General features: G+C 59.0%; 17 protein-coding genes and 2 pseudogenes. 8 read left to right on the top strand and 11 right to left on the bottom strand.

Going from position 1 to position 20,134, the window contains the following annotated elements:
• Positions 1–35: 35 nt before the first annotated feature.
• The 4 genes from L384_RS09845 to budA all read right to left on the bottom strand — a co-directional run bounded on the left by L384_RS09845 (position 36) and on the right by budA (position 3,910).
• Positions 36–509 carry a cold-shock protein gene (locus tag L384_RS09845; protein WP_003858845.1) on the bottom strand — a complete coding sequence of 158 codons (474 nt, stop codon included), beginning with the start codon at positions 507–509 and terminating at the stop codon, positions 36–38.
• Between the two features lie 137 nt (positions 510–646).
• Entirely contained in the window at positions 647–1,417 is a 771-nt protein-coding gene (locus L384_RS09850) for a (S)-acetoin forming diacetyl reductase (RefSeq protein ID WP_003858846.1), read from the bottom strand.
• Between the two features lie 20 nt (positions 1,418–1,437).
• A complete protein-coding gene (gene alsS / locus L384_RS09855) occupies positions 1,438–3,159 on the bottom strand; it encodes an acetolactate synthase AlsS (protein ID WP_176602847.1) in 1,722 nt (573 codons plus the stop codon).
• Positions 3,131–3,910 carry an acetolactate decarboxylase gene (gene budA / locus L384_RS09860; RefSeq protein WP_003858848.1) on the bottom strand — a complete coding sequence of 260 codons (780 nt, stop codon included), beginning with the start codon at positions 3,908–3,910 and terminating at the stop codon, positions 3,131–3,133. Before budA ends, alsS begins: the two co-directional genes overlap by 29 nt.
• 105 nt (positions 3,911–4,015) lie before the next feature.
• On the opposite strand from budA, the gene L384_RS09865 reads away from it, so the two are divergent.
• Both L384_RS09865 and L384_RS09870 read left to right on the top strand, forming a co-directional pair.
• Positions 4,016–4,897 carry a LysR family transcriptional regulator gene (locus tag L384_RS09865; RefSeq protein ID WP_022650550.1) on the top strand — a complete coding sequence of 294 codons (882 nt, stop codon included), beginning with the start codon at positions 4,016–4,018 and terminating at the stop codon, positions 4,895–4,897.
• Positions 4,898–5,187: 290 nt separating this feature from the next.
• Complete coding sequence (locus L384_RS09870) at positions 5,188–5,382, top strand: hypothetical protein (protein ID WP_023315576.1); 195 nt, start codon at positions 5,188–5,190, stop codon at positions 5,380–5,382.
• Positions 5,383–5,605: 223 nt separating this feature from the next.
• On the opposite strand, the gene L384_RS09875 is transcribed toward L384_RS09870, so the two are convergent.
• Positions 5,606–6,274, bottom strand: coding sequence for an epoxyqueuosine reductase QueH (locus tag L384_RS09875; protein WP_023315575.1), 669 nt, complete (start codon positions 6,272–6,274; stop codon positions 5,606–5,608).
• Positions 6,275–6,642: 368 nt separating this feature from the next.
• A pseudogene (locus L384_RS0121130) lies at positions 6,643–6,795 on the bottom strand (ketopantoate reductase C-terminal domain-containing protein); the annotation flags it as partial.
• On the opposite strand from L384_RS0121130, the pseudogene L384_RS0121125 reads away from it, so the two are divergent.
• The 4 genes and pseudogenes from L384_RS0121125 to L384_RS09890 all read left to right on the top strand — a co-directional run.
• Positions 6,791–7,014: pseudogene (locus L384_RS0121125) on the top strand (glutamate-cysteine ligase family protein); the annotation flags it as partial. The pseudogenes L384_RS0121130 and L384_RS0121125 overlap by 5 nt on opposite strands.
• Positions 7,015–7,357: 343 nt before the next feature.
• Positions 7,358–7,849: an Hcp family type VI secretion system effector gene (locus L384_RS09880; RefSeq protein ID WP_003858859.1), complete on the top strand. Its 492-nt coding sequence runs from the start codon at positions 7,358–7,360 to the stop codon at positions 7,847–7,849.
• Between the two features lie 10 nt (positions 7,850–7,859).
• Positions 7,860–8,216 (top strand): tlde1 domain-containing protein, encoded by a 357-nt coding sequence (locus L384_RS09885; protein ID WP_006809708.1) that lies wholly within the window; start codon positions 7,860–7,862, stop codon positions 8,214–8,216.
• Positions 8,213–8,647 carry a hypothetical protein gene (locus tag L384_RS09890; protein ID WP_003858863.1) on the top strand — a complete coding sequence of 145 codons (435 nt, stop codon included), beginning with the start codon at positions 8,213–8,215 and terminating at the stop codon, positions 8,645–8,647. Before L384_RS09885 ends, L384_RS09890 begins: the two co-directional genes overlap by 4 nt.
• A 52-nt stretch (positions 8,648–8,699) precedes the next feature.
• On the opposite strand, the gene L384_RS09895 is transcribed toward L384_RS09890, so the two are convergent.
• Positions 8,700–9,590, bottom strand: coding sequence for an oxidoreductase (locus L384_RS09895; protein WP_023324278.1), 891 nt, complete (start codon positions 9,588–9,590; stop codon positions 8,700–8,702).
• 105 nt (positions 9,591–9,695) lie between these two features.
• Between L384_RS09895 and L384_RS09900 the strand changes: the two genes are divergently transcribed.
• On the top strand, positions 9,696–10,817 hold the full coding sequence (locus L384_RS09900) for a YbdK family carboxylate-amine ligase (RefSeq protein ID WP_023324277.1): 1,122 nt from the start codon (positions 9,696–9,698) through the stop codon (positions 10,815–10,817).
• Here the strand turns inward: L384_RS09900 and L384_RS09905 are convergent.
• The 3 genes from L384_RS09905 to L384_RS09915 all read right to left on the bottom strand — a co-directional run bounded on the left by L384_RS09905 (position 10,747) and on the right by L384_RS09915 (position 17,793).
• Positions 10,747–13,902 carry an efflux RND transporter permease subunit gene (locus L384_RS09905; RefSeq protein WP_023324276.1) on the bottom strand — a complete coding sequence of 1,052 codons (3,156 nt, stop codon included), beginning with the start codon at positions 13,900–13,902 and terminating at the stop codon, positions 10,747–10,749. The genes L384_RS09900 and L384_RS09905 overlap by 71 nt on opposite strands.
• A gap of 9 nt (positions 13,903–13,911) precedes the next feature.
• The gene (locus L384_RS09910) at positions 13,912–14,976 is read right to left on the bottom strand and encodes an efflux RND transporter periplasmic adaptor subunit (protein ID WP_023324275.1); all 1,065 of its coding nucleotides are present in this window, start codon (positions 14,974–14,976) and stop codon (positions 13,912–13,914) included.
• A gap of 108 nt (positions 14,977–15,084) precedes the next feature.
• Entirely contained in the window at positions 15,085–17,793 is a 2,709-nt protein-coding gene (locus tag L384_RS09915) for a cation-transporting P-type ATPase (RefSeq protein WP_023324274.1), read from the bottom strand.
• Positions 17,794–18,281: 488 nt separating this feature from the next.
• Here L384_RS09915 and L384_RS09920 point away from each other — a divergent pair, with 488 nt between their 5' ends.
• Entirely contained in the window at positions 18,282–18,530 is a 249-nt protein-coding gene (locus tag L384_RS09920) for a DUF1158 domain-containing protein (protein ID WP_003858875.1), read from the top strand.
• Here the strand turns inward: L384_RS09920 and L384_RS09925 are convergent.
• Complete coding sequence (locus L384_RS09925) at positions 18,516–20,084, bottom strand: alpha/beta hydrolase-fold protein (RefSeq protein ID WP_023324273.1); 1,569 nt, start codon at positions 20,082–20,084, stop codon at positions 18,516–18,518. The genes L384_RS09920 and L384_RS09925 overlap by 15 nt on opposite strands.
• Positions 20,085–20,134: the final 50 nt, after the last annotated feature.

Here is a 20,134-nt window from a genome sequence, read left to right as displayed (position 1 = left end):
GGCCGGGTAAGGCGTAACCGCCACCCGGCAAAACGTTACTTCAGCAGCTTCACCGTGGCATCGATGTCGATCTCATCTTCAGTGAAGATCAGCGTCGTGTTCTGGAAGGTAGTGATCGCCAGCTTCTTCACCGTGCGCATTTCGCCCGGCTTTTTCTCGGATTTTGGTTTGATGCTGTTCATCAGCAGCCCCACCGACAGCACCGCGTTCTCTTTGTCGATTTTAGTATCAACGGGCTCTTCCTCGCTGAACACCACGAAGGATTTAATTGAGGTGAGCTTCACGCGCTCGCCTGCAATATAGAGGTGCTTACTTTCGGGGATCACCTTCACCGCATACGCGGAAAGGCCTTTGCTGTTGGTGGTTGGCTCGAAGGTCACCGCCGCATCTTTCTTAATCAGATCAGGGTTGGCGACCTTAATCACATGAAAGTAGCGGTTGTCGCCGTTTTCATCTTTGATAAATCCAAAGCCTTTATCTTTAAACCACGTTGTGATTGTACCGTTCATCGCTGTTACCGCCTGTCAGATCTCAAGACTAAAGTTTTGCAGCGCGCAGTGTAATGCACAATGGCTGACGAGACAAAAAAAAGCCCCTGCACGGGAGCAGGGGAAAGTTCATGTCAGAGCTTTTTAGTATTGTGTATTTAGTTGAACACCATCCCACCATCAATCAGCAGCGACTGACCAGTCATGTAGTCGGAATCCGGCCCGGCGAGGTAAGAGACGCAGGCGGCCACGTCTTCCGGCTCGGACAAACGGCCAAGCGTGATGCGTTTGGCAAAGGTTTCCGTCCCGTAGCCAAGCGGTTTACCCGCCGCCTCGGAGACCTGACGGTCGATTTCCGCCCACATCGGCGTTTTGACGATGCCCGGGCAATAGGCGTTAACGGTGATCCCCAGCGGCGCGAGATCCCGCGCGGCGGTCTGGGTTAAGCCACGCACCGCGAACTTGCTGGAGCTATAGACCGCCAGTTCCGGGTTGCCGGTATGGCCCGCCTGGGAGCAGGCGTTGATGATTTTGCCGCCGTGCCCCTCTTTGCGGAAGGCGTCAATTGCGGCCTGAATGCCCCAGATCACCCCTTTCACGTTGATGTTGTAGACCTTGTCGACAATCTCCGGCGTGATGGATTCGATGGGCGTGGACGGCGCCACCCCAGCGTTATTGACGATGACGTTAAAACCGCCCAGCGCGGTGCGGGCTTTTTCCACCGCCGCGAACACCTGCTCGCGGTCAGAGACGTCCACCTTCACGGCGACGGCCTTCCCGCCGTTGCGGGTGATCTCATCCGCGACCGCTTTCGCCGTCTCTTCGTTATAATCCGCAATAGCAACGGCAAAACCATCCTTCACCAGGCGAAGCGCGATCGCTTTGCCAATTCCCTGGCCGGAGCCGGTTACGAGAGCCACTTTTTGCATTTCTCTGTCCTTATATTGATTCACAAAATCTGGCTGAGATGGAGCTGGCCCATCAGCAGCGGGTTATCGCTGTAGTCGACGGGAATGGCCACCACGGCCGGGCCATCGACATCCATTGCGGCACGCAGCGTCGGTTCGAGCGCGTCGGCACTCTCGACGGCAAAACCTTTTGCGCCGAACGCGTCGGCATAGGCTTTGAAATCGACCGGGCCGAACTCCACGCCGGAGAGACGCTGATATTTTTTCTCCTCCTGGATGGCCACCATGTTGTAGGCGTTATCCACCCAGATGATGTGCAGAATATTGGCGTTGAGGCGTACGGCGGTTTCCAGCTCCATGCTCGACTGCAAAAAGCCGCCGTCCCCGGAGACCGACACCACCTTGCGCCCCGGGTTGACCAGCCACGCGCCAATCGCCCACGGCAGCGCCACGCCCATGGTCTGCTGACCGTTGGAGATCATCACCTGACGCGCGCGGAAGCTGTAGAGGTAGCGGGCGATCCAGATGTGGAAGCTGCCCATGTCGACGGTGAGCGTCACGTCGTTGTTCACGATGTCCTGCATGGCGCGCACGATGCGCAGCGGATGCAGGGCAAACTGGTTAAGCGATGCGCCGCGACGGTCGAGGAGGTCCCGCTGATGCTGGCGATCGACAAGAATTTCCGAGGCGCGCTGGCTGAGTTCAAGCTTGTGCTCGATTCGGCTGGCAAGCAGATTCAGCGTGGCGGCAATATCCCCAACCAGTTCCAGATCGGGAACATACTTGCGCTCCTCATAGGCGGGCAGCACGTCAATGTGCACCAGGGTGGCGTCACCGCTGTTCCACATGGACGGCTCGTATTCCACCGGGCTGTAACCGATACAGATGATCAGATCCGCCAGATGCAGGAGCCGATCGCCCGCCTGGTTGTTAAACAGACCGACGCGTCCGGCGAAGCGGGTGAAGTGTTCCTGATTCACCGCCCCGGCGGCCTGGTAGGTGCTGGTGACCGGAATACGGCTTTTCTCCAGCAGCTTGCGCAGCGCGGCGCTGTTGGCGGGCTGGCTGGCCATCAGGCCGAGTAAGATGACCGGGTTTTTGGCCTTTTCAATAAGCTTCGCCACGTCGTTAATGGCGGATTCCGGTGCTGGCCCCATCAGCGCGGGACCGCTGGCGGGCAAAATCGCCCCCGTGGTGGGCTGGTCGACAATATCCTGCGGCAGGCTGACAAACGCCCCGCCCGGCCTGCCCTGCTCGGCAGCGCGAAACGCGTTCGACACCACCTCGGCAATCGCGTCAGGCGAATTGACCTCCACGGCGTATTTGGTCACCGGGCTGAACATGGCGACGGTATCCATGCTCTGGTGCACCAGCTTCGCTTTATCTGCCCGCTTCACCGCCCCACCCAGCGCGACCACCGGGTCACCTTCGCTGTTGGCGGTGGCGATGCCGGTTATCAGGTTGGAGCAGCCCGGCCCGGAGGTGACCAGCGCGACTCCGGCCTTGCCGGTTAGCCGCCCTACCGCTGCCGCCATAAACGCCGCGTTCGCCTCGTGACGCACCGGGATAATCTCGATGGAGGAGTCCAGCAGGGAGTCAAAGACCTTGTCGATTTTTGCGCCCGGTATGCCGAACACCTGCTTCACACCCTGCGCTTCCAGCTGGCCGACAACCATATCGGCACCGTGCGCCCACTGACGTGACTGTTTCTCACTGTTCACGGTAGTTCTCCTGTTAGTTTTCGACGGCGCGGATAGCCGCATCAAGGTTGCTGGGGTGCAGATTGGCCTGTAAAAACGCGCTGTCGGCGGGCAGGTCAATCATCAGCTTGTGGATTTCGCCGAAGGTGAGCACGCCGTTCTCCAGCTGATAGTCGAGCAGGTGGCCCCCGCCCTGACGGTCGTCGGTGATAAAGTGTTCGTGATAGCCCGCCACGTTAATGCCCTGCATATGCTGCGGGGTGCGGAACCCGACCAGCACGCCCTCGCGCTGGTTAAAGCGGAACACCGGCTGGTCATCCAGCACGTCGGTCATCGCCCGGTACGGTGGCGTCTGGCGCGGTACGGTGCGGGTGTGCGCGTGGCGGAAATTGCCGTCGATGCGCAGCGCGCAGAACAGGTTATCGGAGGGGATTTGCTGGTCGATCACGTCGTGGATCTGCTGACGGCTGACCGGCCCGTCGAAGGTTTTGCGGTACTGCGGCTGGAACCAGGTCATCACCGCGAACGGCGTTTTTTGCTCCGGCTTCGCGGCGCGGGCGCTGCCGTCGGCGCGCAGCTGGTACACCTGGCTGCTGAAGGCAATCATTTCACCGTCCAGCTCGTTAAAGGTACCGAGACCAAAATCGCCGTGCGCCAGCAGGTCGGCGATGGTGGTCTCCCCTTCGTAGACGCCGCTTAGCAGGGCGCTCATTAGCGATGTCTGATAGATCACGCTGTCAGGATGCTGAGCCGAGAATCCGCGCAGGGTCTCGCATAAGCTCGCCTCACAGTCGCATGCAGATGAATGCATCATCATGCCCGTCCTCTTCAACTTTATTTATAAAGGTTAAATAAATGTTGACCCGATTCAGCAGAGAGTTCCAATATAGAATCCATGCTGGTTTGAGACGTTTTTGATATGGAACTTCGTTATCTGCGCTATTTTGTCGCGGTAGCACGCGAGCGACACTTCACCAGGGCGGCCAAAGCGCTGGGTATTTCACAGCCTCCTCTGAGTCAGCAGATCAAACGGCTCGAAGAGGAAGTGGGCACGCCGCTGTTCAGGCGCCTGACGCGGGGCGTGGAGCTGACCGAGGCGGGAGAAGCCTTCTATGAGGACGCCTGTAAGATCCTGGCGCTGAGCGACGCCGCGCTGGAGAAAGCCCGGGGCATCGCGCGCGGGCTGAACGGCAGCCTGTCGATTGGCATCACCAGTTCAGATGCTTTTCATCCCAAAATCTTCGCCCTGATTCGCCAGTTTCAGGTGCAGAACATGGCGGTGCAGGTTCACCAGGTGGAAGCCAATATGTCGTCGCTGACGACGATGCTGGCGGAGGGTGAGCTGGATATCGCCTTTGTGCGCCTGCCGTGCGAGAGCAGTAAGGTGTTCGAGCTAAAAATCCTCGACCGGGAGCCGATGGTGGTGGCGCTGCATCGCGATCATCCCCTGGCAGCGTGTGGCGATCTGGCGCTGGAGGAGCTGCGGGATACGCCGGTGGTGCTGTTTCCCCAGGAGGTCGCGCCGGGGCTGTATGACCGCGTTTACGGCAGCTGCGAGCGGGCCGGGATCGATATGCAACACACGCTGCAATCTTCACAACTTTCCTCTTCCCTGAGCATGGTCTCCGCGGGCGGCGGGTTCGCGCTGGTGCCGAAATCCATGGCCGCTATTTCGCCGCCGAATGTCACCTACCATGCGCTGCGCTCACCGGAGCTTTATACCGATATCGCACTCTGCTGGCGGCGATTTGAGCGTTCGCGGACGGTGAAGCGGTTTCTGGCGATGATGAGCGAGGGGTAGCTACGGTGTGGCTGTGCCCGGCGGCGCTGCGCTTGCGCGGGCCTACGGTTCGTGTCGCGGGTTGGTTGGCTTGTTGGCGGTTTTGTAGGCCGGGTAAGGCGCAGCCGCCACCCGGCAATGCCCTTTGGAAGCCGCCTCGCAAACTTTTAAGCAACCTTATGTAATTCAGGGGCATCCCTTTTCATCCCTTCTCCGCGGTCGTAAAGTGCCTGCGTTGCGGCACATCCGTAACCGGGCGTAGGAACCCGTTAGCATGACATGACATTTTTTTTGGACAACGAGGATGCTAAATGGCGACTACCCCTGGATTTTCATACGTACACGCTGAAGAAAGCGCTGTTCATCACCTTCTTCACCTGCAACTTCCCGATTCTGCGGATCTCTTTGAACTGGCTGGCACCTGTGCGGCGTACGTGAGCGTACTGGTGGAAATGGACGATGCGGTGACATTTTCTACGCTCTGTAAGCAACTGCTGGGTTGTTAGCGGAGTTTGTGAAGGAGCCTTATATAACGGCTCACTGAGTCGGCCTTACACAAAGGACAACGTTGTTTGATGAATGACGGTTAAGAGCGTTCAGCTGGCTTCGATGCCAGATCGACTTTCAGCCATCTCATGACTAAAAATTACTGTTCGTGCCGGGTGGGGCATGCAATTGTTAGAGGAATGCACAGGAAGGCGGTCACGCCACAGAGGGCGTGACATAAAATCAGGCCTGGTCGTCTTCTTTACCGTAGTAAAGCTTACCGATCTGAATGAGAGGACGGCCCTGGGATTTGCGGTGCAGGTTGCTGTCACGCAGTGAATAAACGCAGCCGCAGTATTCCTGCTGGTAGAACTGCTCGCGCTTGCTGATTTCAATCATGCGCGACGAACCGCCCAGTTTCCGCCAGTTATAGTCCCAATAGACCATACCCGGATAGTGGGCGGCGGCTCGCTGACCGCAGTCGTTGATTTGCTGCATATTTTTCCAGCGAGAGATGCCCAGTGAGCTGCTAATCACGTTGAAGCCATTTTCAGCGGCGTAAAGCGCAGTCCGCTCAAAGCGCATGTCAAAACACATGGTGCAGCGAATGCCGCGCTCGGGTTCCCATTCCATGCCTTTGGCGCGCTCAAACCAGTTATCTGTATCGTAATCCGCATCGATAAACGGTACGCCGTGCTGTTCGGCAAAGCGAATATTCTCATCCTTACGAATCAGATACTCTTTCTGCGGATGAATGTTCGGATTGTAGAAGAAGATGGTGTAGTCGATCCCTGAGGCCTGGATCGCCTCCATTACCTCACCAGAACACGGAGCGCAACAGGAGTGCAGCAGCAGTTTATCAGCCCCGTTTGGGAGTTCTAGTTTAGGGCGTTTGAAATCAGCGGTAGTCATAATTTATTTGATGAGGTAATGAGGACTGAAAACAGTGTAGCATCAGAGCTGTGCTATCGGGAATGGCGGCCAGTCTCATACATATCCCGCAATGCCTGTTATTGACACATAGCGGACGCATCTTTCACACGTTTCTATATAACCTGGTTAGCAAAACTATCTCCGCTGCACTTCTTCTCAGCAAGCAATTCCTGAATACGCTACGCAACTTAAACAAATATTTCAGACCAAGATAGATCAGGCACGTTAACGCTGGATCATATGCGCGCTGGCGAAGCGTTTTGGTTTGCCGGTGAGTGCGTTTGTAGGGAACTGATGCGAGGTTTTCACCCAGACCAATTCCCCAGACGTTAATACCACTATCTCTCTCACCCCGGCCCCTCGCTCCCCGCCGCCAGCAGCGGCACCACCACATCGCTGACGGGCACCGCAATCCCGTGCCTGCGGCCATAGCGCTGGATCACGCCGTTGCGTATGTCCCACTCCATCAGGCGATCCGCCTGACGGTCGGACAGGATCGACAGCATTAAAGATCTGCACTGGGACATTCGCCCCAGCCCGCACATTAGCACCATGCAGGTGCGGTCGACGGATAAGCCGCTGACGCTCAACAACGCGATTAATATCGCCTGGCTGATCCAGGCCACGTCACACTGGCTGCTGACCACGCGGCCTTATAAGCATCAGGAACGGGATTTTCTGCGGTACCTCTTTACCGTTTTCAGGTGTGTCGCTACGGATAGGTGGATATTCAGACGAGCCGTTATGCGTTTTTAAACAATTAATAAAGAGTCAAATAGACAGAATACCCAATAAACATTCAAGTATTTATTACATCTTCAATTAATATTCACTTAATTATTATTTAAGCAAAACCACCGTATTAATCATTAACAATTTATCCAGATCCAAACCATAAGCCCCCATACTTTCTTAATTTGCATCAACGAAACCGCAGATCGTTTTATATCCACCCTGTACAAAATTGACGGCCAATTTTGTACGCGCTAGCGTTGCACTAGTTACGTAACTAGCTAAACCATAAGGTCTTTTCAGGATTTCCTTAAATGGAGTTTTAAACAAATGGCTATTCCCGCTTATTTATGGCTTAAAGATGACGGCGGCGCTGATATAAAAGGCTCTGTCGATATATATGGACGTGAAGGTAGCATCGAGATTATCGCCTTAAATCACGGCATAATGCAGCCCACGGACAAGCATAACGGCAAGGCGACAAGTCTTCGCATCCATTCCCCCTATTCTTTCGATAAAGAGATCGACGCTTCCAGCCCCTATTTGTACAAGGCTGTTAGCACGGGCCAGAAGCTAAAATCCGCAGAGATAAAGTTTTACCGTATCAACGATGCTGGTCAGGAAGTGGAATATTTTTCCACCCTTCTGGAAGGCGTGAAGATCGCCAGCGTCTGTCCAATGATGCTTGATATCAAAGATCCTGACTATGAGAAGCATAACCATCTTGAGCTGGTAGAGCTGCTCTATGAAAAAATTACCTGGCGCTACGTGGACGGTAACATCATGCATTCAGATAGCTGGAATGACCGTAAGACGGCATAAGGAGAACGTTATGGGATGGAAGTATGAGCAATCAACTGGCAAGATGTATAAAGACGGCAAATTAATTGAGACAGGATATTCCGGTGCCCTTACCAATAAAAATAATCCGGACCGTCAGCATGTGAAGGGTCTGGGTCCATTGCCGCGCGGAACATATAAAATTGCGGGACATTCGAATTCTAAAGGACCCATTACCATTATCCTTGAGCAAACTTCGGGAGAGAGTTTTGGTCGTTCAGAGTTCCGCATTCATGGTGACCATAAGTACGGTCCAGCCGGATTTGCTTCGGAGGGGTGCATTATTCTCTCACTGTCAACGCGACGTAAAATCCTTCGTGACGGCGGTGAGCTTGAGGTAGTGCGATGAAATATCCAATCGTCCTGCTGCTTTGTGCGCTCACTGTCCCAGCCATTGCAGCCAGCACTGACTGGCCATCAGCACTTCATGGAATCGCCTCAGGTGACACACACTGGATTGAGCAAGCCCCAACGCTGGCTGCCACGGCTGACGTCAGGCAGGCGCAACTGCTGGAGGATGCTTTGGCCGCAGCGCTCACAACAAACACCAGCGCCACACTGAAAGCGCTCCAGACCATTGACGCGGGAAAGTGGCCGCACATGGTTGGCAGCGATATCGTCTGCACGCCGCCTCTAGAGAAATCCCCCGCCGAAGTCGACGCGTTCTATCAGCGCACCCGTCGGGCGCTGCTGGATACGGTTGAGGGTGCTCAGTGCCTCTGGATCCTGGAAGCAACAATGGAAGAGCTAAACGCTGAGAAAGCCCGTCAGGGTAAGTAAGAGAGTTACCCGGCGCACAACGGCCGGGTCTTCCTTCTCGCCAGACCCTGGCTCACCCCGGCCCCTCACTCCCCGCCGCCAGCAGCGGCACCACCACGTCGCTGATGGGCACCGCAATCCCGTGCCTGCGGCCATAGCGCTGGATCACGCCGTTGCGGATGTCCCACTCCATCGGGCGATCCGCCTGGCGGTCAGCGAGAATCGACGTACCTAAATCCACGGGCGCGCGTTGGAAGTTCGCCAGGATCTCCTCCGCCACCGCATCGTCCAGCTTCGCCCCTTCGGCGCGGGAGACGGTAAGCCCCTCGCGCAGGTAGGCCAGCGCCAGCTCGCTGATATCCTCGCGCCTGAACATCCCGGCGCGGCGATTAGCCAGCACCATCAGCCCGGCGACCGCGTTTTGCAGCAGCTTGCGCCAGGCGACGGTAGTGAAATCTGTCGAGAACTCAACGTCACAGCGCGTCCCGCGAAGCGCCTCCACCACCCGCTGCGCCTGCGGCACGTCCGGTAACGTCAGGCGCGGTTTAGCCCGCAGCCAGACGGAGGCATCCGGCTCGCGCTGGGCAGGGAACCACACCACCGACGGCAGCACCGTTGCGCCATTGACCAAAGGCGCAAGCTGGGCTTTCTGCTCCACGCCGTTTTGCAGCGCGCAGACCACGGTGTGTTCATCGCACAGGGCGCGCAGCCAACCGGCGCTGTAGGCATTTTGCGTCGTTTTTACCGCCAAAAAAACGAGGTCAACGGGGCGCGTAATGACGCTGGGATCGGTGAGTACCGGACCGGGCACCACAATTTCACCCTCATCATGACGCAGGCGCAGTTCCGGATGCGCGGTGCGACCACACAGCAGCGGCGTGCGGCCCGCTTCATGCAGCACCGCGGCGATGGTGGTCCCAATCGCACCGGGTCCTGTCAGCGCAATGGTTGGATAGTCAGACATGGGTCACTCCCCTTTTGCTAAGCCTGCAATCAGTTATACCACCCTGAAAAGAGCGCGCCACGCCCATTGTCTATACTCAACTCATAACATACAACGGAGTGCGCCATGCCCTTACCCGACTTCAAATCCTCTGAACCTTATACCCTCGGCATTGAGCTCGAACTCCAGGTGGTTAACCCGCCGGGTTACGATCTGAGCCAGGACTCCTCTGCCCTCATCGCCGCCGTCAAAGACGACATCAAAGGGGGCGAAGTCAAACACGATATCACCGAAAGCATGCTCGAAATCGCCACCGGCGTGTGCCAGACCATCGACCAGGCAGCGGCGCAGTTCTCGGTGATGCAGCAGAGCATCCTGCGCGCGGCGGCGGAGCATCACATCCAGATCTGCGGCGGCGGAACGCACCCGTTCCAGAAGTGGCAGCGTCAGGAGGTGTGTGACGACGAGCGCTATAACGTCACGCTGGAGCGCTTTGGCTATCTGATTTTGCAGGCGACGGTGTTCGGCCAGCACGTACACGTCGGCTGTCGGACCGGGGACGACGCAATTTATCTGCTGCACGGCCTGTCGCGCTTTGTGCCGCACTTTATCGCCCTGGCCGCCGCATCACCGTATATGCAGGGCACGGACACGAAGTTCGCCTCATCGCGTCTTAACATCTTCTCGGGCTTCCCGGATAACGGACAGATGCCGTGGGTCAACAGCTGGCAGGAGTTCGAGGGGCTGTTCCGCCGCTTGAGCTCCACCAGCATGATCGACAGCATTAAGGATCTGCACTGGGACATCCGCCCCAGCCCGCATTTTGGCACCGTGGAGGTGCGGGTAATGGATACGCCGCTGACGCTCGGCCACGCGATTAACATCGCCGGGCTTATTCAGGCGACGTCGCACTGGCTGCTGACCACGCGGCCGTATAAGCATCAGGAACGGGATTTTCTGCTGTATCGCTTTAACCGTTTTCAGGCCTGTCGCTACGGGCTGGAAGGCATTCTGACAGACGTGCATACCGGCGAGCACAAAACCGTGGCGGAAGATATCGCCTGGCTGCTGGAGCAGGTTGCGCCGTCCGCCGAGAAGCTCGGCGCGACAAGCGCAATCAAGGAAATTGCCCTGCTGTTAAAGCAGGGCAAGAGCGAGGCGCAGCGCATGCGGGACTTTATCGCCGATGGCGGCTCGCTGATTTCTCTGGTGCAGAAGCACTGTGAGCTGTGGGCGACGAGTCCGTAAGGCCGTGGCCCCACTCGCGCAGGCGCTGGAACAGCACGAACAGCGCCGGGATGAACACTATCCCCACTACGGTCGCCACCAGCATGCCGCTGAAGACCGTAGTGCCGATGATGCGGCGGCTCTGGGCACCCGCCCCGGTCGCCAGCATCATCGGCAGGACGCCGATAATGAACGACACGGCGGTCATCATTACCGCGCGGAAGCGGCGCGATGCTCCCTCCCGTGCGGCATCGACAATCGCCATTCCGTCCATGCGCCGGGCGCGGGCAAACTCCACGATAAGAATTGCGTTCTTGGCGGCGAGGGCTATCAGTAGCACCAGACCAATCTGCACGTACACGTCGTTGGCGTAGCCCGCCAGCCACAGCCAGACCAGCGCCCCGCCGATGGCGAACAGCACCGAGAGCATCACGCTCGCCGGCAGCGTCCAGCTCTCATACTGGGCGACGAGGAACAGCCACGCCATCACCACCGCCGCCAGCACGATCCATATCGCCTGATTGCCGGTCTGCTGCTCCTGATACGACATGCCGCTCCAGGCGTAGTCGTACCCGGCTGGCAGGTTTTCCGCCAGAATCTCGCCCATCGCCGCCATTGCGGTGCTGCTGCTCACCCCTTCCGCTGCCGAGCCGCTCACCGATACCGACGGGAACTGGTTGTACTGCTGAATAAATGGCGCGCCGACGGTCGGCGTGATGGTGACGAGGTTGCTCAGACGCACCCGCTCGCCGCTGTTGCTGCGCACGAACAGCTCGCTGATTTGCTCCGCGCGCTCGCGCCACTGCATTTCGTTCTGCATCACTACGTGGTAGACGCGGTTGTTGACGCTGAAATCCCCGGCGCGCGTGCCGCCAAAGGCGGTTTGCAGGCTGCTGAAGATGCGTGACACCGGCACGTCGAGGCGGGCCGCGCGCTCGCGGTCAACGGTGAGCGTCATCTGCGGCACGTTGCTGCTCCAGGTGGTGAACACGCGGCTCAGCTGCGGGTGCTGGTTGGCTTTCGCCAGCACCTCACGCGTCACGCGCTCCAGCTCCGCCGGGCTTTGCCCCGCCTGCGCCTGAATGCGCAGGTCGAAGCCGGAGGCGTTGCCCAGCCCCGGCAGCGTCGGCGGCGCAAAGGTCATGATGGTGGCTTCCGGCAGGGCCAGCAGCTGTCGCTGAAGGGTGCCCATCACCTCATCCAGCGGCGGACGCTCGCTCCAGTCTTTGAGCATGATGGAGATAAACCCGCCGTTCGATGCGCTGGTGCCGTTGAGGATGTTAAACCCGGAGACCTGAATCACGTCTTCTACCGCCGGGTTTTTAGCGATCAGCTCGCGCGCGGTGGTCATCACCGCTTCGGTGCGCTCCAGCGAGGCTGCCTCCGGCAGTTGGACGCTGGCGAAGAAGTAGCCCTGATCCTCCTGGGGCAGGAAGCCCTTTGGCATCGACATAAAGCTGAATACCACCACCGCCGCCGCGCCTGCGGTGGCCAGCAGCGCCAGCCACGGACGGAGGTTGAACACGCTCACGATCCGGGTGTAAAGCGTGCGCGTGGCGTCCAGCCCGCGGTTGAACCCACGGAAAACGGCGGCGGGCTGTGCCGGTCGCGGGCGCAGCAGCAGCGCGCAGAGCGCGGGCGTCAGGGTCAGCGCCACCAGGCTTGAGAGCGTGACGGCGGTCGAGAGCGTCACCGCGAACTGGCGGTACAGCTCGCCCACGATCCCTGGCAGGAGCGCCACCGGTACAAACACCGCCAGCAGCACCAGCGTGGTGGCAATCACTGGCCCGGCAATCTGGCGCAGCGCCAGCGCGGTCGCCGCCGTGCGGCTCTGCCCTTCCGCCATCAGGGTTTCGACGCTCTCCACCACCACGATGGCGTCATCCACCACCATGGTCAGCGCCAGAATGATGGCGAACAGGCTCAGCGTATTGGCGGAGTAGCCGAGCGTATAGAGCACCGCGAAGGTGCCCACCAGCGACACCGGAATGGCAAGGGCGACAATCAGCGTCGCGCGCCAGCTTTGCAGGAACAGGGACACCACGACCACCACCGCCAGCATCGTCAGCGCCAGCGAGACGCCAATCTCTTTGATGGTGGCGGCCACAAACGAGGTGGTGTCGAATTTGACTTCATAGACCAGATCGTCCGGGAAGCGCGTGGATAACCGTTCCAGCTCCGCGCGCACCGCATCGGCCACGCGCAGGGCGTTGGCGGACGGCGTCGGGTAGATACCCAAATAGGCGGAGTCATGCCCGTTCAGCTGCGCGCCAGAGCTGTAGCTGCGCGAGCCAAGCTCGATGGTGGCGACGTCCTTCAGGCGCAGCAGCTGCCCCATCTCCCCGGCGCGGATAATGATATTGGCAAAGTCGTCGGCCTGGTTTAAGCGCCCCAGCCCGTTAATGGTCAGCGTCTGCTGCTGGCCGTTAAACACCGGCGGCGTGCCGACCTGGCCCGCCGCCCCCTGCACGTTCTGCTCGCGCAGCGCCTGCGCCACGTCATCGCTGGTCACGTTCAGGGCGTTCATGCGGTCCGGCCTCAGCCAGATGCGCATGCTGTAGTCCCGTGCGCCAAACATCTGTACCTGCCCGACGCCCGGCAGACGCGACAGCGCCTCGCGCACCTGGGTGCTGGCGTAGTTGCTGACGAACAGCGGCGTGTGGGTGTTGTTCGGTGAGTAAAGGCTTACCCCCATCATCAGGTTGGTGGCCCGCTTGCGCACCTGCACGCCGTTTTGCTGCGCCTCGGTCGGCAGCTGCGCCACGGCCTGCGCCACGCGGTTCTGCACATCGATGGCGGCGAGATCCGGATCGGTGCCCGCCGCAAAGGTGATGTTCAGGCTGTAAGAGCCCTCATCCGAACTGGTGGACTCCATATAGAGCATGTGATCCACGCCGTTCAGCTGCGTTTCCAGCGGTGTGGCGATGGCCTCCGCCACGTCAGCCGAGCTGGCGCCCGGCCATGACGCTGACACATTCACGACCGGCGGGGTGATCTGCGGGTACTGCTCCACCGGAATAATCCTCAGCGCGATGGCTCCCAGCAGGGTGATGACCAGCGCAATCACCATCGCAAAGCGCGGGCGTTTGATGAAAAACGTCAGCATGATGGCTCCTTAATTCAGTATCTGGACGGCAACGCCTGGCTGCACGCGCTGCGCACCGTCAGTAATCGCTCGCTCACCGGGCTTCACGCCGGAGGCAATCTGGAACTGCTGGCCGATCTGCCCGGCGACCTTCAGCGGACGCATTTCGGCTTTATCCTCGGCGTTAATCACCCAGGCGAAGAACCCGTCGCCATTCTGCTGTACGGCAGCGGCGGGCAGAGTCAGCACCGGTAGCTCGCTTGCCGGACGCAGGTAAACGTTCACATTGCCGCCGGGCAGCAGCTGATGGCGCGGGTTGGCGAACTCGGCGCGCAGCATCACGCTGGCGGTACGCGGGTCGATGCGGTTGTCCACGGAGGTGAGTTCCCCGCTGATGCGCTGGCCGTTGCTGTCAATCAGCGCCTGCCAGGCCTGCTTCATGGCGCTGATATCCGCATGCTGTCCGGCTTTGGTGGCAAACGCGCCCTCTTCCAGCGCAAAGGCGATGCGGATCGGATCGAGCTGCACCACCTCCACCAGCACACCGCTGGCAGGATTCACCAGGCTGCCGACGTGAAAGTTGCTGTGCCCCACGCGCCCGTCAATCGGTGAAATAATGCGCGTGTAGTCGAGAGTGACGCTGCGGGTGTCGAGACGGGCTTTCGCCTGCTCCAGCGCGGCGCTCGCCACGTCGCGCTGCATGCGGGCGTTGTCCACGTCGTGGCGGCTGATGGCGTTGCTGCTGCCAAGGCTTTCGAAGCGGGACAGCTGCTGCTGCGCCTGACGCAGCGTGGCTTCGGCGCTTCTCACTTCGGCCTGCGCCAGACGCAGGGCGGCGCGCGGCTCGGCGTCGTCCAGTTCGAACAACACGTCGCCTTTTTTCACATACTGGCCGTCGCGGAAGTGGATTCTGGTGATGACGCCTTCCGTACGTGCACGCAGTTCAACGGTGTGGATAGCTTCAATGCGGCCCGGAATTTGGCGCTCGGCGGCGTGGGCGGTTTGCTCCACGGTGGCGACGCGAACGGGAATGACTGCGGCGAATGCGGGTTGCAGGGTGCAGGCGAGGAGCGCGAACAGGAGTGGGAATTTCATTAAGAAGTACCTCGGCGTTGTTTTCCCTCACCCCGGCCCTCTCCCACAGGGAGAGGGAGGTCAGGGTTCCCTCTCCCTGTGGGAGAGGGTTAGGGTGAGGGCAAAAAGTTATGCAGCCTTACGGAACCTGCGGGTCAGTCGCTTCTCGATTTCGACGACGAAGAACATCACCCCCGCCACCGCCAGCGTCACGAACCAGTAGCGCAGCGGCAGCGCTTCGGTGCCGAACAGCATCTGCATAAACGGCAGGTAGATGATCGCCGCCTGGAGCAGGAACAGCACGCCCGTTACCAGCCAGATCCCTTTGTTCGCCAGCAGGCCGCGGTTCAGGGAGAACCCTTCGGTATTGCGGCAGTTAATCATGTACACCCACTGGGCGCAGACCAGCATCTGGAGCAGCACGGTGCGGATGAACTCCGCGCTGTGCCCGCGCGGGGCCAGCCAGGCTTCAAGCGCAAAGGCGGCGATGGCAATCATGGTGCCGACGAAGGCCACCCGCCAGACGGCGTAGGCATCCATCACGTGCTGCCCGGTCTGGCGCGGCGGGCGGCGCATGATGTTGCGCTCGGCGGCCTCAAAGGCCAGGCCGAAGGAGAGCGTGGCGGAGGTCGCCATGTTCATCCACAGAATCAGCACCGGCGTCAGCGGAATGATGTTCCCCGCCAGCAGCGCAATCACAATCAGTAGCCCCTGCGCCAGGTTGGTCGGCATGATGAACAGAATGGTCTTCTTCAGGTTGTCGTAAACGCGACGCCCCTCTTTCACCGCGCTGGCGATGGTGGCGAAGTTATCGTCCGTCAGGACCATGTCCGCCGCCTCTTTGGTGACTTCCGTGCCTTTGATGCCCATCGCGATACCCACGTCCGCCTGGCGCAGCGCCGGCGCGTCGTTCACGCCGTCACCGGTCATACCGACGATTTCGCCTTTATCCTGCAACGCTTTCACCAGGCGCAGCTTATGCTCCGGGCTGGTACGGGCGAAGATGTCATATTTTACCGCCGCTTCCGCCAGCTCGGCGTCGTCCATTTTCTCCAGCTGATAGCCGGTAACCGCCTGCTCGCTGTTGGTGATCCCCAGCATCTGGCCGATGCTCATCGCCGTCTGCGGGTGATCCCCGGTGATCATCTTCACGCGGATCCCCGCCTGCTGGCAGGCGTTAATCGCCTCAATCGCTTCCGGACGCGGCGGATCCATCATCCCGGCGATGCCGAGGAAGATCAGGCCGTGGCTCAGATCGTCGTGAGTCAATGCCTGCTCACCGTTCGCTGGCTTGAACGCCGCGGCGACCATGCGCAGCCCCTGACGCGCATAGCGCTCCATCTCACTTTCCCAGTACGTGCGGTTGAAGGCTTCTGCACCGTGACGGGTCTGCTGCTGCGCGCAGAGGGCGAAAATGACGTCCGGCGCGCCGGTGATCAGGATCTGCTCCTCACCGCCAATCTGGTAGTGGGTGCTCATGTACTTGTACTGCGAGTCGAACGGGATCTTGTTAACCAGCGTGGTCACGACCGGCTCGAGGTGGGCCTTGGCCGCCAGCACCTTCAGCGCGCCCTCGGTCGGGCCGCCGGTGATGCCCCACAGGCCGCGCTCGTCCTGAATCAGCTGGCTGTCGTTACACAGGTCGATGGTGCGCAGGTACTGCTCCAGCACGGTGCCCGGCTGGATCTGCACCGGCTCATCGCTGCCTTCGAGATAGATGTTGCCCACCGGCTCGTAGCTGTTGCCGTCCACGCGGTAGCAGGTGTCGGCGGTAATGATGGCTTTCACCGTCATCTCGTTCATGGTCAGGGTGCCGGTTTTATCCGAGCAGACCACGGTCATCGCGCCCAGGGTTTCAACCGTCGGCAGCTTGCGGATAATCGCCCGCTTGCGCGCCATCGCCTGCACGCCCAGAGAGAGGATGATGGAGATAATTGCCGGCAGACCTTCCGGTACGGAGGCGACCGCCAGGCTAATCAGGGAGAGCAGCAGCTCGCCCATCGGGATCTCGCGGAACACCAGGCTGAAGACAAACAGCGCGGCCATCATCGCCAGAATGATGGCGAAGATCGCTTTGCCCAGCTTGTCCATCTGCACCAGCAGCGGGGTGCGGTGTTTTTCAATGCCCGCCATCATCTGGTTGATGTGGCCGAGTTCGGTCTCCTGGCCCGTGGCAATGACCACGCCCACGCCGCCGCCCGCGCTGACCGTCGTACCGGAAAAGACCAGGTTCGTACGGTCGCCCAGCGGTAATTCGCCGCTCAGCGGGTTCGTGTGTTTATCCACCACGGTGGATTCACCGGTCAGAATAGCCTCTTCCACGCGTAAATTATGCGCTTCGATTAAGCGCATATCCGCCGGAATACGATCTCCTGCGCGCAACACAATAATATCGCCCGGGACGATTTCCGTCGTCGGGATAGTTTCATGGTTGCCGTTACGAATAACGCGCGCCTCGCTGGAGAGCATATTGCGAATACTCTTCAGGGATTTTTCCGCGTTACTTTCCTGAATGTGGCCAATTAAGGCATTGATTACCGCCACGCCCAGAATAACCAGCGTATCAACCCAGTGTCCCATTACTGCCGTTAATACGGCGGCTGCCAGCAGGACGTAAATCAGGACATCGTTAAAATGCGCGAGAAAACGCAGCCAGCCCGGCTTGCCTTTTTTCTCCGGCAGCGCGTTCGGGCCATGTTTCTGCAAACGTGCCTGCGCCTCGGCGCGGTCCAGGCCATTAGCCTGGCTCTGCGCCTGAGCAAGCACCTGCTCTACGGTCTTCTGGTACGCCTGCCCGCCTGCGGGTGGCATATTCTGCGAGAAATTTTTTTTGGTCATGGTATTTTTCCTTCAATATCCGGTGGACGGAAGCCGGAATTCCTTTCTGGCTTTAAATAATTCATTTTTAAGTCTTGCGGGTTAAATTGATCTACCGCAATATATTGACTACCCGGTTATTCAAAACTGATTAAAATTATTTCGACGCGTTGATTTTTACAAAATATTTCTAAACCAACACTAAACGAGGAGGAAGCATGTTTGGTATTTATCGCGGACGGCGTCTGGCGTTATACATTGTCGCAGCCATTGTTATTGCGACGTTAATTGGATATAGCACCTATAGCTTTGTAAAATTATTTTCGTGAGAAAGACGTTTATTTACATAACGCGATATTAATTTAATCGCCCCGAAAATATTATTTGTTTTCTGTTATTAATTCGCAGAATAACGGTGGCCTTTCACCCAATTTTGCCAGCGGGGATGATATTGCTTTACGTTTCAGGATGCCGGACAATGACATTTTTAACTGACGATTAACATTACGATGAAACACCCGTTAGAATCGCTGCTCACCGCAGGGGGAATTTTGCTGATGGCCCTGCTCTCCTGCCTGCTGTTACCTGCGCCGTCGCTGGGTCTGGTGCTGGCGCAGAAGCTGGTTCAGACCTTTCATATGGTCGATCTGAATCAGCTGTACACCATTCTGTTCTGTCTGTGGTTTTTGGTGCTCGGCGCCATCGAATTCTTTATCCTGCGTTTCATCTGGCGCCGCTGGTTTTCACTGGCGTCGTAAGCCAGTGAGATCGCGCATCCCGTGGATCAGCGCTTCACACCAGGCCGCGTAGTCGTGGCCGCTGGATGAGGGGTGGAAGCTGACGCGATAGCCTTTATTCCTCAGCACCTGTTCAAAATCCTGCGTGGTGCGATAGATGCCGCCGCCCGGCCCCGCGGTTTCAAACTTCCCGGCCTGTAACCAGAAGCGCACCGGATACGGTGGAGACTGTTGGTACTGACGCGTCAGCCAGCCCGGGGCGTCACCTTCCGGCGCCCACCAGTAAGAACCGGAAAGGCTCAGCACGTTGCCAAACAGGCGCGGATAGCGCAGCGCCACCCATGAAGAGGCAATTCCCCCGTAGCTGGATCCTGCCAGTACGGTTTTCTGCCGCTGCATGCCGATGCCCTTCCCCCGCAGCCACGGCAGCAGCTCGTGCGCCATAAAGTCAGCAAAATCCGGGTTCGGCGGCAGCTCGTTGCCGCGACGGGCGTGATCGAGGCTGTCGATAAACACCACGTTAATCGGCGGCAGGTGATGCCGGGCAATCAGACCGTCCAGCACGTTGGCAAAATGGTATTCGTCCTGATAAACCTGTCCGTCGAAAAGGATGAGCGTCCAGCGTGCAGGCTGTGCGCCGCGCGGTTGGTAGATCATCACGTCGCGGGCGTTGCCAAGGATGTGGCTGGAAAAACTCTGACGGCTCAACGTCCCGTGCACCAGCGGCTTTGCCGTGGCCTGAACGGAGCAATAGCGCGCCGGGCTGAGATCGAGCAGAGAAAAGCGATTCCAGCGATCGGTCTTCTGCTCCCCGAAGGTATTCGGGTTAAGCGGATCGGCCTGCGCGCTTACCAGGATGGCGCGGCGTTGATCGCGTGTGGAACCCTCGACGATCGGCACATCGGGCGCGAGCTTGTACTGCATTACCGTATCAGCGGGGACTACATAGCTGCGGAACCAGACGTCGCTGTTGCCCAGGCGGAACAGCGGATCGTGATCCCCCGCCGGCGAGCCGAGAATGAAGACGTTATCCCGCGCGCCGCGCCACAGAAAGGTCACGCGCTTATGGCTCGCATCTACCGGCTCCACCATCGGCGTTCCCTGTCGACGCTGCGCCTGCCAGAACGCCTCGGTACTTCCACCGGCAGAAATGACGCTTGCCAGCGCCTTCAGCGTCGGGCTTTCAGGCGCCAGCATCTGCACGCGTGGTAACGGAGAGGTCTCTTTCATCCGCCACTGAAAACGCCACGGCTTACCGGCTTCTCCGTGTAGCACCAGCGAGGTGTTCTGTTTCACCGGCAGGGCAAACAGCAGCGTGTGTTCCCCGTCCGCAGGACCATTTTCGATCAGCGTGCGGATGCGGCGGTTTTGCCCATCAAGCAGGCGCGCATCCGTCACGCCATTCAGCGTGGCGGAAACGTAGTTTTCACCCAGTTCAGGCAGGGAGAAGCAGACTTCGCCGCTGGCATCAAACTTTCCCTGAATATCGCCCTGCCGGGACGTCTGCTCGCACGTTGCCGCCACGGCGGGCAGCGCGCCGATCCCCAACAGCAACCCACTCCATACCCTCTTCATTACCGCTTGTTCCCCAACGAAATTTGTTAACAACGCTAATGCAAATGGTA

It is taken from the genome of Enterobacter sp. MGH 38, from assembly GCF_000492855.1.
GTDB classification, from domain to species: Bacteria; Pseudomonadota; Gammaproteobacteria; order Enterobacterales; family Enterobacteriaceae; genus Enterobacter; species Enterobacter hormaechei_C.
This window is presented reverse-complemented; position numbering and strand designations above follow the sequence as displayed.

Coding starts and splice junctions, on each gene's coding strand:
- L384_RS09845 (WP_003858845.1), bottom strand. CDS start 509: ATGAACGGTACAATCACAACGTGGTTTAAAGATAAAGGCTTTGGATTT.
- L384_RS09850 (WP_003858846.1), bottom strand. CDS start 1,417: ATGCAAAAAGTGGCTCTCGTAACCGGCTCCGGCCAGGGAATTGGCAAA.
- alsS (WP_176602847.1), bottom strand. CDS start 3,159: ATGCGGCTATCCGCGCCGTCGAAAACTAACAGGAGAACTACCGTGAAC.
- budA (WP_003858848.1), bottom strand. CDS start 3,910: ATGATGCATTCATCTGCATGCGACTGTGAGGCGAGCTTATGCGAGACC.
- L384_RS09865 (WP_022650550.1), top strand. CDS start 4,016: ATGGAACTTCGTTATCTGCGCTATTTTGTCGCGGTAGCACGCGAGCGA.
- L384_RS09870 (WP_023315576.1), top strand. CDS start 5,188: ATGGCGACTACCCCTGGATTTTCATACGTACACGCTGAAGAAAGCGCT.
- L384_RS09875 (WP_023315575.1), bottom strand. CDS start 6,274: ATGACTACCGCTGATTTCAAACGCCCTAAACTAGAACTCCCAAACGGG.
- L384_RS09880 (WP_003858859.1), top strand. CDS start 7,358: ATGGCTATTCCCGCTTATTTATGGCTTAAAGATGACGGCGGCGCTGAT.
- L384_RS09885 (WP_006809708.1), top strand. CDS start 7,860: ATGGGATGGAAGTATGAGCAATCAACTGGCAAGATGTATAAAGACGGC.
- L384_RS09890 (WP_003858863.1), top strand. CDS start 8,213: ATGAAATATCCAATCGTCCTGCTGCTTTGTGCGCTCACTGTCCCAGCC.
- L384_RS09895 (WP_023324278.1), bottom strand. CDS start 9,590: ATGTCTGACTATCCAACCATTGCGCTGACAGGACCCGGTGCGATTGGG.
- L384_RS09900 (WP_023324277.1), top strand. CDS start 9,696: ATGCCCTTACCCGACTTCAAATCCTCTGAACCTTATACCCTCGGCATT.
- L384_RS09905 (WP_023324276.1), bottom strand. CDS start 13,902: ATGCTGACGTTTTTCATCAAACGCCCGCGCTTTGCGATGGTGATTGCG.
- L384_RS09910 (WP_023324275.1), bottom strand. CDS start 14,976: ATGAAATTCCCACTCCTGTTCGCGCTCCTCGCCTGCACCCTGCAACCC.
- L384_RS09915 (WP_023324274.1), bottom strand. CDS start 17,793: ATGACCAAAAAAAATTTCTCGCAGAATATGCCACCCGCAGGCGGGCAG.
- L384_RS09920 (WP_003858875.1), top strand. CDS start 18,282: ATGAAACACCCGTTAGAATCGCTGCTCACCGCAGGGGGAATTTTGCTG.
- L384_RS09925 (WP_023324273.1), bottom strand. CDS start 20,084: ATGAAGAGGGTATGGAGTGGGTTGCTGTTGGGGATCGGCGCGCTGCCC.